We start from the raw sequence: 15,351 nt of genomic DNA, 5'->3' as shown, positions 1-15,351 counted from the left end.
CCCCGGCCCCTTTGAGCAATCTGGAACCCTCATCATGACCAAGCAACAATATCGTCTGGGCATCGACGCCGGCGGCACCTTCACCGATTTCATCCTCGCTGATCGCAGCGGCAACGTGCAGCTGTTCAAGGCCCCTTCAACGCCACAGGACGGCACCCTGGCCATCCGCAATGGCCTGGCGCAGATCGCCGATGCCATCGGCCGCACGCCGGCCGAGATCATTGGCGACTGCGATCTGTGCATCAACGGCACCACCGTGGCCCTCAACGCGCTGATCGAAAAAACCGGGGTCAAGGTCGGCCTGCTGTGCACCGACGGCCACGAAGACAGCCTGGAAATCCGCCTGGGCCACAAGGAAGACGGCCATCGCTACGATGCCACCTACCCGCCGGCCTACATGCTGGTGCCCCGGCATCTGCGCCGGCCCGTTAAGGGGCGGATCCTGAGTGACGGCAGTGAACACGCGCCCCTCGATGAACAAGCCATCCTTGGAGCCATCGAGTACTTCCGCCAGCAGGAGGTCAAGGCCGTGGCCATTTCCTTCGTCTGGTCGGTGCGCAACCCCGCCCACGAACAACGCGCCGCCGAGATGGTGCGCGCGGCATTGCCTGGCGTTTTCGTCTGCACCGGCAATGAAGTGTTCCCGCAGATCCGCGAGTACACCCGCACCTCCACCACCGTGGTCAACGCCTACCTGAGCCCGGTGATGGGGCGCTACATCGAACGCATCGATGCCTTGTTCGAAGAGCTCGGCGCGCAACAGCCCACCCGCTACTTCCAATCCAACGGCGGCCTCGCGCCGGGCGTGGTGATGCGTGAGCGCGCGGTCAACGCGATCAACTCCGGCCCTGCTTCCGCACCGCAGGCCGGCCTGTGCGTGGCCCAGCCGTTCGGCATCGACAACGTGATCACCGTGGACATGGGCGGCACCTCGTTCGACATCACCTTGAGCAAATCGGGGCGCACCAACTTCAGCAAGGACACCGACTTCCTGCGCTATCGCATCGGCGTGCCGATGATCCAGGTGGAAACCCTCGGCGCCGGTGGCGGTTCGATTGCCTACCTCGATGACTTCGGCATGCTCCAGGTCGGCCCGCGCAGTGCCGGCGCCAACCCGGGCCCGGTGTGCTACGGCAAGGGCGGCACCGAGCCGACCGTGACCGACGCCAACCTCGCCCTGGGCTACCTGGCCGACGGCGCCCTGCTGGGCGGCAGCATTCGTCTGAACCGCAAGGCGGCCATCGAGGCGATCCGCAGCAAAATCGCCGAGCCGCTGGGCATCAGCGTCGAGCGTGCCGCCATTGGCATCATCACCCTGGTCAACCTGAACATGGTCAGCGGCATTCGCCGGGTCTCGGTGGAGCGCGGTTATGACCCACGGGATTTCGCGCTGATCGGCGCTGGCGGCGCGGCGGGCATGCACGTGATGCGCCTGGCCGAGGAGATCGGCAGCAAGGTGGTGCTGATCCCGAAAGTGGCCTCCGGGCTGTGCGCCTACGGGCAGATTCTCTCGGACATCCGCTACGACCAGCTGACCACCCTGCCGATGCGCCTGGACGACGATCTGGTCGACCTGCCCCTGCTCAACCGCACGTTGCGCGAGCTGCGCGAGCGTGGCATGGGCAACCTGCGCGACGATGGCTTCGGCGCCGGTAATAACGTCGAATGCCACTACAACCTGGAAATCCGCTACCTCGGCCAGGTCCACGAGTGCAGTGTCGAATTGACCTGCGATCAGCTGGATCATGCTGGCCTGGTCGCCTTGCGCGAGGCGTTCCATACCCGGCACAAGGCGCTGTTCTCCTACAGCGAGCCGCAGAGCCCGGCGGAACTGGTCAACCTCGAATGCTCAGTGATTGCACGGCTGCAACGCCCGCCGATGCCGGAACTGGCGCAACCTGAGGACAACGTCGCGCCCAAGGCCAGCGCTCACCGCTCCATGTTGTTCAGCGCCCAGACGGCGTGGCAGGACACGCCGGTGTACAACGGTGAGCACCTGCAATCGGGGCAGACCGTCAAGGGACCGTGCGTGATCGAAGAGTCGACGACCAACATCGTCGTGCCGCCGGGCTGGCAGGCCACGCTGGCACCGTCGGCCACTTACCGGCTGACGCCTGACGATTGACCACCCGCCAGCAATGGCAAATGATGGCAAACCAACGGTGCCGGCGGCTTTGAGCCACGGCACCGTCCTCATAATAAAAATCATACGAGGACAGCCATGGCCTACAAACTCTCCACCCGCGCCTGGTCCGACAGCCAGCGCCAGCCGCTCTGGGCGGAGGCGATCGCCAGTGCCTATTTTCCGCTGTCCCTGGAATTCGCCCCCGGAGGCCGCTTCAGCGGCAGCCTGCAGATCTGGGAAACCGGCAGCACCCCGCTGACCCTGTCGCGCCTGCGCTCCAGCCAACTGGGCTATTCGCGCAGCAAGGCGCAAGTCAGTGAAGACCGCGAAGCCTGCTACCTGGTGACCGTGCCCCGGCGTGGCGAAGTGCATTTCGAGCAAGACGGTCGCGCCCTGCATTGCCAGCCGGGCGGATTCATCTTCGAGCGCGGCGACGCGCCCTACCGCTTTCACTACGCCTGCGACAACGACCTGTGGGTGTTCAAACTGCCCGAACGGGCGCTGCACGGACAACTGCGTGGCGCCGAGCGCTATACGCGTTTCTGCTTCGATGCCCGGCGTGCCTTGGGACGGATTTTCGTTGATCAACTGGCCATGTGCGCCGCCCGTTTCGATGAATGCAACGAAACCGCCCGGCACATGCTGCTCGACCAGGCCCTGTCGACCCTGCTGATGGCCCTGCGCGAAGACGAACGCGTGCTCAGCAGTGAAAGTTCGAATTTGGCGGCCATGCATTTGCAGCGCATCGAACAGTACGTCGACAAGCAACTGGGTAATCCCGACTTGTCACCGCAAGGGGTGGCCGACGCGTGCGGCCTGTCGGTGCGCTACCTGCACAAACTCTTCAGCAGCACGCCCTACAGCCTCGGCGAATGGATCCGCCTGCGCCGCCTCGAAGCAGTCCACCGTGGCCTGCACGACCCCAACTGCCACCTGTCGATCGGTGAATTGGCCATGCGCTGGGGCTTCAGCGACCAGGCCCAATTCACCCGCAGCTTCCGCCAGCATTTCGGCTGCACCGCGCGGGAAGTGCGTAATGGTGCGACCCGTTCACCCGCTGCCGTGACCTCTTGATCGGCGAAACGTATTAACTGTAGGAGCGAGCCTGCTCGCGATGGACGCTTGGACAACGCAGTCATTCAGACAGGGCGCGTTATCGTTGACGTCCATCGCGAGCAGGCTCGCTCCTACAGGGTTGGGGGTTATTCGGTGACGCCGACTACTTGCTCAGGCCGAGGCTGGGCCGCGCTCACCGGTGCGTTGAGCAGCAGGAAGTACGCCAGCGCCGAACACAGCGCCACCACCGCACTGATCATGAACGCGGTATTGAACGACCCCGAGTACTCGATGCTGAAGCCGGTGACGATCGGTGCGACGGAACCGGCGATGTAGCCGCCGAAGTTCTGGATCGAACCGAACGAGGCCACCCGGCGGCTCTCGACGATGGTGTTGACGATCATCCAGGCCGTGGCGCTGGCCATGTTGATGCTGAACAGCGCCAGGCACAGCAGGATGATGCAACCGGTGAGCCCGGGGCCAAACGACAGCGGCAGAGTGAACAGCGCAGCCAGCACCAGACCTGTGATCACGCCGAACTTGCGACTGGCCAGGATGCTCATGCCACGGCGCACCAGCAGGTCGCAGAAGCGTCCGGCGACGATGGTGCCCACCGCACCGAAACCGTAGGCCAGCGACACCAGCCAGGCGGTCTTGTACAGGTTCATGCCGTGTTCGCGCTCGAAGTAGCCGGGCAGCCAGGTCAGGTGCAGCCACAGCATGTAGATCACGCCCATGAAGCCCAGTACCGCGCCCCAGGTGCTGCGATGCTTGAACAGATCGAGCCAGCCGGCGAAGTACGACACCTTGGGTTCCCGCGCTTGCACCACCTGTGCCTTGTGCTCGCTCGGCAGCGGTTTACCTTCAGCCGCCAGCTCGGCCAGGTACTGCGCCTTGCTCTTGTAGAAGGTCAACCAGCACAGGGCGAGGGCAACACCGAGTACGCCGGTGATGATGAACATCCCGCGCCAGCCGAAGTTGACCATGAACAGGGTCAGCAAGGGCGGCGCCAGGCATGGGCCCAGGCAGGTCGAGGACCAGACGATGCCGGTCGGGGTGCCGCGCTCGTTGGCATCGAACCACTCCGACAGGGCCTTGGCCGCCGAGGGAAACATCGGCGCCTCGCCAATTCCCAGCACCACCCGCAGGCCCATGAAGCCGGCGAAGCTGTTGACCATGCCGAACGCCGACTGGGCGACCGACCAGGCCAGCAGCGAGGCACCCAAGGCGATCTTGCTGCCCAGGCGGTCGATGATCAGGCCCATCGGCAACTGCGCGAAGGCGTAGGCAATGGAAAACGCCGACAGCAGGATGCCCATCTGCGAAGGGCTGATCATCATGTCTTTCTGGATCGAGGTGTTGGCGATCGACAGCGCGCTACGGTCCAGGTAGTTGACGATGCCGATCAACAGCAGGAAGACGACGGTGATGCTTTGGTACTTCTTCAGTGTGTTCATCTGATGGCCTTTATTATTGTTATTGAAGCGGTTTCGATGCCGGGTAAAACAAAAATCATGTTGGTTGCAATGCCCCCTGTGGGAGCGAGCTTGCTCGCGATGGTCGTCAACGATGACGCGGGCTGACTGACACCCCGTGGTGTTCTGGCGTCCATCGCGAGCAGGCTCGCTCCTACAGGATCAGGTTCGGTTTCAGGATTGGCGTGCCTTCACTGCCGCATCCAGCAAGCCTCGCCGAGCCAGGCTGTCGATCAGCGAACGCAAACCGAAATCCCACCTCGGTGCCAGATCGCTGGTGGTCACGCGATTGCACAAGGCGCCCAGTTGCGGGTTGCTGATGGTGACCAGATCGCCCGGTTTGTGGGTGAATCCGCTGCCCGGCTGGTCGCGGTCCTGCTTTGGGGCGAACAGAGTACCGAGAAACAGCACCAGGCCGTCGGGATACTGATGGTTTTCATTGAGCGTCTGCCGGACCAGATCCAGCGGGTCGCGGCTGATCTGCGACATCGAGCTGCGGCCCTGCAGCACAAAACCGTCCTGGCCTTCCACGCGCAAATCCACCTGAGCGTTGCGCACGTCATCCAGGCTGAAGGTCTCGTCGAACAGACGCAACAGTGGCCCCAGCGAAGTCGAGGCGTTGTTGTCCTTGGCCTTGGACAGCAGCAAGGCACTGCGTCCTTCGAAGTCGCGCAGGTTGACGTCATTGCCGAGCATGGCGCCCTGCACCGTGCCGTTGCTCGACACCGCGAGCACCACTTCCGGTTCCGGGTTGTTCCAGCTCGACTTGGGATGAATGCCGATGTCGGCGCCGTGGCCCACCGCCGACAGCGGTTGAGCCTTGGTGAAAATCTCGGCGTCCGGGCCGATACCGACTTCCAGATACTGCGACCACAGCCCCTGCTCCATCAGGACCTTGCGCAGGGCCTCGGCCTGGGCCGAGCCGGGGACGATCTGCGACAGGTCAGCACCGATGCGACTGGCCAGGGTATCGCGGATCGCATCGGCCTTGGCCGGGTCGCCCTTGGCCTGCTCCTCGACCACACGCTCCAGCAGACTGGTGGCGAAGGTCACGCCAGCGGCCTTGACCGCCTGCAGGTCGATGGGTGCCAGCAGCCACGGCAGGCTTTCATCGCGCAGGTTCGGGTCGCTGTTTTGCAGCAACGCCGGCAACTCGATCAAGGCGTCGCCCAAGGGCAATGCGCGCAGCCAGGCCACGGGGTCCGCTAGCTCAAGCAGCGCCGAGACCGTGGCCACATGGGCACTGATGTCATGCACGGCACCGGCCTTGACCAGCACCACGGCCGGGCCCTGATCGGGCAGCCAGACACGCCCGACCCAGCTGCCGGTGTGGAAAACGGAAAGGTCATTGCTCTGGGGCACAAGTGGGTTTGTCATGTCAGCTCTCTTGTTCTGTGAATGCATGACCAGGAGCGAGCCTGCTCGCGATGGAGGTCCGAACACCGTGGGGTGTCAGGCTGCCAGCGTTATCGTTGACGTCCATCGCGAGCAGGCTCGCTCCTACAGGGGGAAAACGGGGATCAGGGCAGCTCGGGCAATTGCAGCTGCCGGGCCGTGCGGTTCAGTTCATCGAGCACTTTCGGTGTCAGGTTCAAGCCTTGCTCCAGTGCTTGCGCGCGCAGTTTCAGGCCCGCCTGGCCGGGCAATCGCACCGGGCGTTGCGGGTCGATCGGGCGACTGGCCAGGATCAGTTTGCTCAGGAACGAACTTTCCTCAGTGAAGGCTTCCAACCCGCCGAAGAAACGCGGGTCGATCACAACGGCGGTGGCCGACGCGCCCCACTGATCCGGGCCGTCCTTGCGTCCGTGTCCAGCCAGCCCCGAGGTCAGCGCCTCCACCAGCAGCGCCAGGGCAAAACCCTTGTGCCCGAACGCCTCGCCGCCCAACGGCAGGATGCTGCCCGGTGGCGTGGTGAAAAAGTCGCTCGGGTCATCGCTCACCTGCCCTTCGTTGCTCATCACCACCGGGTGCGGCAAGCGAGTGCCCGTGTCACGGCACTGACCGACCATGGCCAGGGTCACGGTGGACATGCTCACATCCAGCAGAATCGGCTCGCCCCGGGTCGGAATGCCGGCGGCAATCGGATTGGGCGTGTAGATCGGGTCGATGCCGCCGTGGGCGCTGACGATGCCCACCGACGGATCGGAGGAATACACCATCGCCACCAGACCGCGATCGGTGAAGGGTTTGAGGTAGGCGGCCAGGCAACCGATGTGCGAGGCGCGACGCACCACGGCTATGCCGATGCCCTGCTCGCTCGCGCCTTTCGCCGCGCTGTCCAGCGCCCGGCTGACACAATAAGGGCCGAGTACATAGTGGCCGTCGAACAGGCTGGAAATGCCGCTGTCCGAGACCTGCTCAAGCAACTGGGCCTTGGCCTTGACCTCCCCGCTCTGCATGCCGCCGATGTAGCGGCTGACCAGATTCAGGCCGTGGGTGCGGTGGCCCAGCAGCTCGCCTTCGAGCAACACCCGGGTCACCACCCGGGCCACTTCGGCGTCGGCCCCGCTCTTTTCAAACAGTTGCTCGACGAACCCGCTCAGGGTTTGTACGTCGTAGCCTTTGGCTTGGGTCATGCTGGCGACTCCGTGATCAATTCAGGGCAGCAGTGCTGGATTGGCCATCGACCAGGCGTTGCAGCCCCAGTGGATTGGCGTTTTTCAAGGCATCGGGCAGCAGCGCGTCGGGGACGTTCTGGTAGCACACCGGGCGCAGGAAGCGATCGATCGCCAGGGTGCCGACCGAAGTGCCGCGTGCATCCGAAGTCGCCGGATAGGGTCCGCCGTGGACCATCGCGTCGCAGACTTCGACGCCGGTCGGGTAACCATTGAGCAACACCCGGCCGACCTTCTCTTCCAGCATCCCGAACAGGTGACCGAAGGCCATCAGGTCCTCGTCGTCCGCCAGCAATGTGGCCGTCAGTTGCCCGCGCAAGGCAGCGACGGCGCGCAGCAGTTCGGCCTCGTCCGCCACCTGGACCACCACGGTGCACGGGCCGAAGACTTCTTCCTGCAGCAGCTCATCCTGCTCCAGCAACAGGCGGATATCTGCCTCGAACAGTTGCGGCTGCGCCTGGTTGTCGGTTTGCGCCAGGCCGCCCAGGTGCTTGATGCCCGGGTGTGCCAGCAATGCCTGCACGCCTTTGCCATAGCTGCCCAGCGTGCCGGCATTGAGCATGGTTTGCGGCGCATGCTCGGCCATCTGCCCGGTCAGGCACTCGATGAACTGGCTGAACGCCGGCGAGCGGATGCCCAGGACCAGGCCGGGGTTGGTACAGAACTGGCCGCAGCCCTGCACCACCGAGGCGCTCAATTCCCTGGCCATCTGCGGGCCACGGTTTTCCAGGGCCTGGGGCAGGACCAGCACCGGGTTGATGCTCGACATCTCGGCGAACACCGGGATCGGTTGCGGCCGGGCGGCCGCCATGTCGCACAGGGCACGACCGCCCTTGAGCGAGCCGGTAAAGCCCACCGCCTGAATGCCCGGGTGCTTGACCAGCGCCTCGCCGACGCCCGCACCGAAGATCATGTTGAACACGCCCGCCGGCATGCCGGTGCGTTCGGCGGCACGGATCAGCGCTTCGGCCACCCGCTCGGCCGTGGCCATATGGCCGCTGTGTGCCTTGAACACCACCGGGCAGCCGGCGGCCAGTGCAGCGGTGGTATCGCCACCGGCGGTGGAGAACGCCAGCGGGAAGTTGCTGGCTCCGAACACCGCCACCGGACCCACGCCGATACGGTATTGGCGCAGATCCGGACGTGGCAACGGGGTGCGATCCGGCAAGGCCCGGTCGATGCGCGCACCGTAGAAATCGCCGCGACGCAGCACCTGGGCGAACAGGCGCATCTGGCCGCTGGTGCGGGCGCGCTCACCTTGAATGCGCGCGCTCGGCAGCGCGGTTTCCCGGCAGGTCAGTGCGATGAAATCCTCGCCCAGGCCATCGAGTTCATCGGCGATGGCTTCAAGGAATTCGGCGCGACGGGTGGCCGCCAGGTTGCGAAACAGCGGGAAAGCCGCGCTGGCCGCCGCCACCGCCGCGTCGACTTCCGCCAAAGTAGCCTGATGGAACGCACCCGGCAGGCGCTCGCTGGTATGGGCGTCGACGCTGTAGACCAGGGTATCGCCCAGGGCGCTGCGCTGCCCCGCGATAAAGTTGAATCCGCTTACGTGCATGAAGTGTTCACCTTGTGAAAGTTGCAGGGCTGTCGCTCAGGTCCGTCGTTCAGGTGACGGCACCGATCTGCCAGGGCACGAACTCGTTCTGCCCGTAACCGTGCTGCTCGCTCTTGCTGCGTTCACCGGAGGCGATGCGCAGCATCTGTTCGAAGATGTAGGCGCCACGTTCCTCGATGCTGGTGGAACCGTCGGCGATGCCGCCGCAGTTCACGTCCATGTCCTCTTCCTGGTGCTCGAACACCCGGTTGTTGGTGGCCAGTTTGATCGAGGGTGCGGGCGCGCAGCCGTAGGCCGAGCCGCGACCGGTGGTGAAGGCGATCAGGTTGGCGCCACCGGCCACCTGCCCGGTCGCCGAGACCGGGTCGTAGCCCGGGGTGTCCATGAACACCAGGCCCTTGGCCCGGACTGGTTGCGCGTACTGGTAGACATCCACCAGGTTGCTGGAGCCGGCCTTGGCCACGGCGCCCAGGGATTTTTCGAGAATGGTGGTCAGGCCACCGGCCTTGTTGCCGGCCGAAGGGTTGTTGTTCAGTTCGGCGTTCATGCGCCGGCAGTAGTCTTCCCACCAGTGGATGCGCGCGATGAGTTTCTCCCCCACTTCGCGGCTCACCGCGCGGCGCGTCAGCAAGTGTTCGGCGCCATAGATTTCCGGGGTTTCCGAGAGGATCGCGGTGCCACCCGCCGCCACCAGACGGTCGACGGCATTGCCCAGCGCCGGATTGGCGGTAATGCCCGAATAGCCATCCGAGCCGCCGCATTGCAGGCCGACCACCAGATGGCGCGCACTGACCGGCTCGCGTTTCACCTGATTGGCCTTGGGCAGCAACGCCTTGACCTGTTCGATGCCGCTGGCGATGGTTTTCGACGTGCCACCCAGCCCTTGAATGGTGAACGCACGCAGTTGATCGCTGGCTTGCATGCCCTGGCTTTCGAGCAGGCTTTCGATCTGGTTGGTCTCGCAGCCCAGGCCAATGATCAGCACGGCGGCGAAATTGGGATGCACGGCGTAGCCCGCCAGGGTGCGACGCAGCAGTCCAAGGGCTTCGCCGCTGGGATCGACGGCACACCCGGCGCCGTGGGTCAGGGCCACCACACCATCGATGTTCGGGTAATCGGCCAGCGCTTGCGGGTGAATGTCGCGACGAAAATGATCGGCCACGGCCCGGGCGACGGTGGCCGAGCAGTTCACCGAGGTGAGGATGCCGATGTAATTGCGGGTCGCGACGCGGCCATCGGCCCGCACGATGCCCTGGAACACCGCTTCGGTAGCCGGCATGGCGTGGGCGTCGACACCGAAGGCGTAGTCACGGGCAAAGTCGCCCATCTCCACGTTGTGCACATGTACGTGATCACCGGCTTCGATGGCTTGCGAGGCAAACCCGATGATTTGCCCGTAGCGGCGCAGCGGCTGGCCTGGCTCCACGCGCCGGGTAGCGACCTTGTGGCCGGAGGGAATCGGCTGGCGCACGGTGATCGCCTCGGCCTCAAGGCTCAGGCCTTCAGGCAGGGCCTGGCGTGCAATCAGTACGTTGTCCTGGGGGTTGAGGCGGATCACGGCAGCATCGCCGGTGCCGGTTCGGGCAATCAGTTGCATGGGACCTCTCAGGGCGCTACGGCTGACTTCTTGTTATGGCGCCGCCCGTTCGGTGACGGGCGAATCTGCGCTCACTGTAGGGAGCCAGACCCGATAATCCCAATGAGATGATCCGATCAATCGATAACCAATGGTTATCAAAACGACTTATTGCGAGGTTTTAATCAATCGCTTTGCACTCCCTCTTCCCGGCGCTGGCGCGCGCAATCGAGCAGGATCTCGACGAACTCCCGCGCCGAACCCGCCGGCGGTTCGTCCTTGCGGGTGATGACCCCGTACTCCAGCGGCGCCAGGTGCAAAGGGCTCTGCAACTCTTTCAACTGACCATTGCCCAACTGCGCCGCCACCATGGACCGGGGCAACATCGCGATCATCGGGCCCGATTGCAGCAACTGCAGGAACATCTGCATCGAGGTGGTATCGACGCTGTCCGCCGGGGAGGCGATGCCGGCGGCGCGGAACGCCACTTCCAGACGATTGCGAATCGGCGTGCCGACCGGGTACAGCACCCACGGCCACTGGCCCAGGGATTCGAGCGGCGTGCTGTCCAGTTCGTTGAGCGGATGCCGGCTGTTGACCACCAGACTGAAGGGCTCGGGCTCCAGCGGCTGGAAGTCGAAGACCTGGCTGTAACGCTCTTCGGTGAAGCGGCCGATTATCAGGTCGAGTTTGTTCTGTTCGAGCATTTCCAGCAGGTGATCGCTGGATTGCTCCACCACCTCAATCGACAACAACGGGCTGCGCGCCTTGATCGCCGCGATGGCCTGGGGCAGCACCACCGAGGTCGCGGCGAAAATCCCGCCCACCTTGAGAAAACCATGACCGCCCTTGCGCAGCCGGTTCACCTGGTCGACGAAGGTGTGCGAATCGGCCAGCGCGGCCTGGGCGTAACGCACCACATGTTCGCCCAACTCCGTGGGCGGCATGCTGCGTGGCAGACGCTGGAACAGGGCAAAGCCGAATTGTTCCTCCAGGTCGCGCAGCATCTTGCTCAAGGCTGGCTGGCTGAGGTTCATGTGCGCCGCCGTGGCGTGCATGTTGCGCGTGCGCGCCAGGGTGTCGATCAGCACCAGGTGCTTGAAGCGTACCCAGTTGCAGAAGCTGGAATGGGTGATGTCCGACGGCATTGGGTCAGGCCTCTTGAAAGTGATTTCCCTGCCCCTGTAGGAGCGAGCCTGCTCGCGATGGATTCCATGACGCTGCTGGGTGTCAGGTTTCCAGCGTTATCGTTGACGACCATCGCGAGCAGGCTCGCTCCTACAGGGAGCTGGATCATTGCTCGCGTAAATATTCGAGAAGCGTTTGAAGCGCCACCGACCTCGGCCGGGAGCGCAGGGTCAGCAGGCCGATGTTGACCATGGAGATCGGCAACTCGACCGGCAGGACAGCGATCATGCCGTAGCCCGCATAATGCTCGGCCACATCATTGGGCACTACCGCGATCATGTCCGACGCCTCGATCATCGCCGTGGTCGCCAGGATCGACGCGGTCTCGACAATGTCCAGCGACTGCACCATGCCACCGGCCTGCAGGGCACTTTCCACCCGGCGACGCATGGGGCTGCCGATGGGGTGCAGGATCCAGGTCGCGTCGACCAGGTCGCTCAATGCCAATGACGGGCAGCCCGCCAACGGATGACCAACCCGGGCGATCACGCGCATCTGCTCGCCGTTGTCGAACAGTTCGATGTCCAGCTCATGACTGGCGCTCTGGTCCGGCAGGCGCCCCAGCACCACATCGAGATCGCCACGCAGCAGGGCCGGGAGCAAGGTATCGCTGGTACCGACCTCGATGGAAATCCGCACCTTGGGGTGATCGCGCTTGTAGGCCAGCACGGCTTTGGTCAGTAATCGCGGCACCGGTCCCATCACGCTGCCGATCCGCACCAGGCCCATGGCGCCGCGCGCCAGTTCGGCGATTTGCGCCTCGGCATGTTCGAACTCATGCAGAGCGCTTTGGGCGTAGCGGATCATTACCTCGCCATAGAGCGTGGGCTGCATGCCCCGTGGCAAACGTTCGAACAGCCGTACGCCAAGGCGCTCTTCCAGTTGCTGCAACAGCAGGCTGGCGGCCGGTTGCGTGGTGTGCATCGCGGCGGCGGCCCGGCGCAGGTTGCCGTATTCACCCAGGGCGTTGAGCAAGGTGATCTGCCGGCTGGAAATCTTCAGGCCGTTGAGATTGCGCGGCGTGAGCAAGGCGACGGCGGGATCGTCAGACATATCGAATCCGGTATCACTACTTAAAGAATCGCGATTATGCACATATCGCTCGGCGACCTACAGTCGAGACCTCAATCGGTCGACAACTACAAGAGCCCACCATGAGCATTCGCATCACCCACCTGAGCGTTCGCGACATCCGCTTCCCCACCTCGCTGTCACTGGACGGCTCCGACGCGATGAACAGCGCACCGGACTATTCCGCCGCCTACGTCGTGCTGCATACCGACGCCCCGGCCCTGGAAGGCCACGGCCTGACGTTCACCATTGGCCGTGGCAACGAAATTTGCGTGGCGGCGATCCAGTCCCTGGCACCCCTGGTGGTCGGCCTGACCCTGGAAGACATCGTCGCCGACATGGGCGCGTTCTGGCACGCGATCACTGTGGGCGACAGCCAACTGCGCTGGCTGGGCCCGGAAAAAGGCGTGATCCACCTCGCCACCGCGGCCATCGTCAACGCCGTCTGGGACCTGTGGGCCAAACACGAAGGCAAGCCGGTGTGGAAGCTGCTGGCGGACATGACGCCCGAACAACTGGTGCGCTGCCTGGACTTCAGCTACGTCACCGACGTGCTCACCCCCGAAGAGGCCATCGCCCTGCTCCGCCGCCAGGCCCCCGGCAAGGCCCGGCGCGAGGCGCAGATGCTGGAGCAAGGCTACCCCGGCTACACCACCGCGCCGGGCTGGCTGGGCTACAGCGAAGAAAAAATGCGCCAACTTGCCCGCGAGGCCGTCGCCGACGGCTGGACCCACATCAAGCAGAAAATCGGTGCTGACCTTGAAGAAGACATTCGTCGCGCGACGATCCTGCGCGAAGAAATCGGCTGGGAACGCAGCCTGATGATGGACGCCAACCAGGTGTGGGGCGTCGATGAATCGGTGGCCAACATGCGTCGCCTGGCGGCGTTCGAACCGTTGTGGATCGAAGAGCCGACCAGCCCCGACGACATCCTCGGCCACGCCAGCATCCGCCAGCGCATCGCCCCCATCGGCGTCGCCACCGGCGAGCACTGCCACAACCGGGTGATGTTCAAGCAGATGTTCCAGGCCGGCGCGCTGGATTTCTGCCAACTGGACGCGGCCCGCCTGGGCGGCCTCAACGAGGTGTTGATCGTGCTGCTGATGGCCGCCAAATTCGACGTCCCGGTCTGTCCCCACGGTGGCGGTGTCGGGCTGTGCGAGTACGTGCAGAACATCGCCCTGTTCGACTACATCGCGGTCTCGGCCTCGCTGGAAAACCGCGTGCTGGAATACGTCGACCATCTGCACGAGCACTTCCTCGACCCGGTGGTGATCCGCCGTGGCCGCTACATGCCGCCGCAGCGCCCCGGCTACAGCATCGAAATGAGCGCCGAAACGCTGGAGCGCTACCGCTATCCCGACGGGCCGGTGTGGCTCGATATCGCTCGCGACTGATCGCTTGATCTGTAGGAGCGAGCCTGCTCGCGATGGACGTCAACGATCACTCGGGAAACCTGACGCCCCGTGGTGTTCTTGCGTACATCGCGAGCAAGCTCGCTCCTACAGGGGTCGTTTTGCGCAAGTCCTATTAACTCAACTCTTCCCAAAGCGCAGGCAGGAACATTTCATGAACCAGAACCTGTGTTTGCTCGCGCCTGAAGACCGAGCGTCTGGCCCATAACGGATCCGCGGGATGACTGCCGGCATTACAGGCATCCCGATAACGACACACTTCTATTTCACTGCGCTGGTACGGTGGGTCACCAAATAACAGATGCCCAAGTGGAATATTCCCTAGTTGAAGTAACTCTGAATCACTTACCTCGCAATTCAGGTGATCAATCACCGACCTGGCATAAACCCACGGCCGGCCGAAACCGCTCAGGTAAACCTCGCGTATCCAGCCGATAGTGCCCGGCGGCACGCCGAGCAATCGGCATTCCTGCGGCAGGAGCGGCCCTGCTTCTTCGCGCAGGGGAATCACCTGTAGCTGGTTGTCGGAGAGTGCCTTGAGGCGCCGGGTCAATGAGCCTCGGTCAAACAACCAGTCCCGGCAGGTGGCCGCCATCGATGAACGCCAATGGCCGATTGAATTCCACTGCAACTGCGCTTGCGAAAAAATGTACGCCGCCTCCATTCAACAGGCCTGCGCCGGGACGTCATAGGCAATGCGCCCGGCGGGCAGGAAGAAGAAGGCAATCAACGCGCCGCCCTTCACTTCCGGAAAGTGATGACTGCCCGGCGCCGGTGCGGTCCATCCGGCGCCCTGCCAGCCCCGCGGGCCTGCCAGCACGGCAACCTCATCCAACGGAATCACCATGTTCAACTCACCGTAGGGATGGCTGTGATAATCGCCTCGGAAAGTGCGCTGCTCGTTGTACAGCTCGTAGCCTTTACTGTCCATGTAGACGGTGGTGATGCTGAAATAGAACGTCTGCGCGCAAGGTTCGCACAGACGGCTGCGACGATAATTCGGGCCACTGATAGGCGTGTCCGCCGCCCATCCCTGCGCCACGCCCGCAATCACCAGATCGGCCATGCGCTGGTAGGTTTCACTGTCGGGCCCGTATGTATCGTTGAGCCATTGTTCGAGATCGGCACTCGGGGTTTTGTCTTTGACCCCGGAAAGAAACTCGATACAAAGATCAATCAACTCATCACGCTGTTTCATGTTTTCAGGCACTCATGGGGCAAGGTTTTTGAAACTTTCCCATACCCGCACCCAGACAAAAAGCGCAGGTTTTG

The 15,351-nt window shown here is 63.8% G+C and carries 13 protein-coding genes; 4 read left to right on the top strand and 9 right to left on the bottom strand.

The window, feature by feature from the left end:
• The first annotated feature begins 34 nt into the window (after positions 1-34).
• Both capA and DKY63_RS00380 read left to right on the top strand, forming a co-directional pair.
• Positions 35-2,125 (top strand): caprolactamase subunit alpha, encoded by a 2,091-nt coding sequence (capA, locus tag DKY63_RS00385; protein ID WP_110962263.1) that lies wholly within the window; start codon positions 35-37, stop codon positions 2,123-2,125.
• A 96-nt stretch (positions 2,126-2,221) separates the two neighbouring features.
• On the top strand, positions 2,222-3,199 hold the full coding sequence (locus DKY63_RS00380; protein ID WP_110962262.1) for a helix-turn-helix domain-containing protein: 978 nt from the start codon (positions 2,222-2,224) through the stop codon (positions 3,197-3,199).
• Between the two features lie 128 nt (positions 3,200-3,327).
• Here DKY63_RS00380 and DKY63_RS00375 read toward each other — a convergent pair whose 3' ends face one another.
• Positions 3,328-4,638: an MFS transporter gene (locus DKY63_RS00375; RefSeq protein ID WP_110962261.1), complete on the bottom strand. Its 1,311-nt coding sequence runs from the start codon at positions 4,636-4,638 to the stop codon at positions 3,328-3,330.
• Positions 4,639-4,641: 3 nt separating this feature from the next.
• Between DKY63_RS00375 and DKY63_RS32830 the strand changes: the two genes are divergently transcribed.
• On the top strand, positions 4,642-4,764 hold the full coding sequence (locus DKY63_RS32830) for a hypothetical protein (protein ID WP_275428073.1): 123 nt from the start codon (positions 4,642-4,644) through the stop codon (positions 4,762-4,764).
• A 66-nt stretch (positions 4,765-4,830) separates the two neighbouring features.
• Here the strand turns inward: DKY63_RS32830 and DKY63_RS00370 are convergent, their stop codons facing one another.
• From DKY63_RS00370 to DKY63_RS00340, 6 genes are all read right to left on the bottom strand, one after another.
• Positions 4,831-6,033 carry a fumarylacetoacetate hydrolase family protein gene (locus DKY63_RS00370; RefSeq protein WP_110962260.1) on the bottom strand — a complete coding sequence of 401 codons (1,203 nt, stop codon included), beginning with the start codon at positions 6,031-6,033 and terminating at the stop codon, positions 4,831-4,833.
• Positions 6,034-6,176: 143 nt separating this feature from the next.
• Positions 6,177-7,232: an Ldh family oxidoreductase gene (locus DKY63_RS00365; protein WP_110962259.1), complete on the bottom strand. Its 1,056-nt coding sequence runs from the start codon at positions 7,230-7,232 to the stop codon at positions 6,177-6,179.
• Between the two features lie 16 nt (positions 7,233-7,248).
• Positions 7,249-8,829 (bottom strand): aldehyde dehydrogenase (NADP(+)), encoded by a 1,581-nt coding sequence (locus DKY63_RS00360; protein WP_110962258.1) that lies wholly within the window; start codon positions 8,827-8,829, stop codon positions 7,249-7,251.
• Between the two features lie 49 nt (positions 8,830-8,878).
• Entirely contained in the window at positions 8,879-10,426 is a 1,548-nt protein-coding gene (locus DKY63_RS00355; RefSeq protein ID WP_110962257.1) for a UxaA family hydrolase, read from the bottom strand.
• A 164-nt stretch (positions 10,427-10,590) separates the two neighbouring features.
• Positions 10,591-11,553 (bottom strand): LysR family transcriptional regulator, encoded by a 963-nt coding sequence (locus tag DKY63_RS00350; RefSeq protein WP_110962256.1) that lies wholly within the window; start codon positions 11,551-11,553, stop codon positions 10,591-10,593.
• Positions 11,554-11,698: 145 nt separating this feature from the next.
• On the bottom strand, positions 11,699-12,646 hold the full coding sequence (locus DKY63_RS00340; RefSeq protein ID WP_110962254.1) for a LysR family transcriptional regulator: 948 nt from the start codon (positions 12,644-12,646) through the stop codon (positions 11,699-11,701).
• A gap of 101 nt (positions 12,647-12,747) precedes the next feature.
• Here DKY63_RS00340 and DKY63_RS00335 point away from each other — a divergent pair, with 101 nt between their 5' ends.
• Complete coding sequence (locus DKY63_RS00335; RefSeq protein WP_110962253.1) at positions 12,748-14,061, top strand: L-fuconate dehydratase; 1,314 nt, start codon at positions 12,748-12,750, stop codon at positions 14,059-14,061.
• 133 nt (positions 14,062-14,194) lie between these two features.
• Here the strand turns inward: DKY63_RS00335 and DKY63_RS00330 are convergent, their stop codons facing one another.
• Together DKY63_RS00330 and DKY63_RS00325 are read right to left on the bottom strand one after the other, a co-directional pair.
• Positions 14,195-14,743, bottom strand: coding sequence for a chorismate--pyruvate lyase family protein (locus tag DKY63_RS00330; RefSeq protein WP_110962252.1), 549 nt, complete (start codon positions 14,741-14,743; stop codon positions 14,195-14,197).
• Entirely contained in the window at positions 14,744-15,277 is a 534-nt protein-coding gene (locus tag DKY63_RS00325) for a DUF4863 family protein (protein WP_110962251.1), read from the bottom strand.
• Positions 15,278-15,351 lie beyond the last annotated feature (74 nt).

Origin of the sequence: Pseudomonas putida, from assembly GCF_003228315.1 — a bacterium.
In the GTDB taxonomy this organism is placed as follows: domain Bacteria; phylum Pseudomonadota; class Gammaproteobacteria; order Pseudomonadales; family Pseudomonadaceae; genus Aquipseudomonas; species Aquipseudomonas putida_S.
Note: the sequence above shows the minus strand (reverse complement) of the source record. Positions and strands in the feature narration are given on the sequence as shown.

What these genes read in the sequence shown, in the direction of transcription:
- DKY63_RS00340 (WP_110962254.1), bottom strand. Translation starts at nt 12,646, where the DNA reads ATGTCTGACGATCCCGCCGTCGCCTTGCTCACGCCGCGCAATCTCAAC.
- DKY63_RS00325 (WP_110962251.1), bottom strand. Translation starts at nt 15,277, where the DNA reads ATGAAACAGCGTGATGAGTTGATTGATCTTTGTATCGAGTTTCTTTCC.
- DKY63_RS00355 (WP_110962257.1), bottom strand. Translation starts at nt 10,426, where the DNA reads ATGCAACTGATTGCCCGAACCGGCACCGGCGATGCTGCCGTGATCCGC.
- DKY63_RS00350 (WP_110962256.1), bottom strand. Translation starts at nt 11,553, where the DNA reads ATGCCGTCGGACATCACCCATTCCAGCTTCTGCAACTGGGTACGCTTC.
- DKY63_RS00370 (WP_110962260.1), bottom strand. Translation starts at nt 6,033, where the DNA reads ATGACAAACCCACTTGTGCCCCAGAGCAATGACCTTTCCGTTTTCCAC.
- DKY63_RS00380 (WP_110962262.1), top strand. Translation starts at nt 2,222, where the DNA reads ATGGCCTACAAACTCTCCACCCGCGCCTGGTCCGACAGCCAGCGCCAG.
- DKY63_RS32830 (WP_275428073.1), top strand. Translation starts at nt 4,642, where the DNA reads ATGGCCTTTATTATTGTTATTGAAGCGGTTTCGATGCCGGGTAAAACA.
- DKY63_RS00365 (WP_110962259.1), bottom strand. Translation starts at nt 7,232, where the DNA reads ATGACCCAAGCCAAAGGCTACGACGTACAAACCCTGAGCGGGTTCGTC.
- DKY63_RS00375 (WP_110962261.1), bottom strand. Translation starts at nt 4,638, where the DNA reads ATGAACACACTGAAGAAGTACCAAAGCATCACCGTCGTCTTCCTGCTG.
- DKY63_RS00360 (WP_110962258.1), bottom strand. Translation starts at nt 8,829, where the DNA reads ATGCACGTAAGCGGATTCAACTTTATCGCGGGGCAGCGCAGCGCCCTG.
- capA (WP_110962263.1), top strand. Translation starts at nt 35, where the DNA reads ATGACCAAGCAACAATATCGTCTGGGCATCGACGCCGGCGGCACCTTC.
- DKY63_RS00335 (WP_110962253.1), top strand. Translation starts at nt 12,748, where the DNA reads ATGAGCATTCGCATCACCCACCTGAGCGTTCGCGACATCCGCTTCCCC.
- DKY63_RS00330 (WP_110962252.1), bottom strand. Translation starts at nt 14,743, where the DNA reads ATGGAGGCGGCGTACATTTTTTCGCAAGCGCAGTTGCAGTGGAATTCA.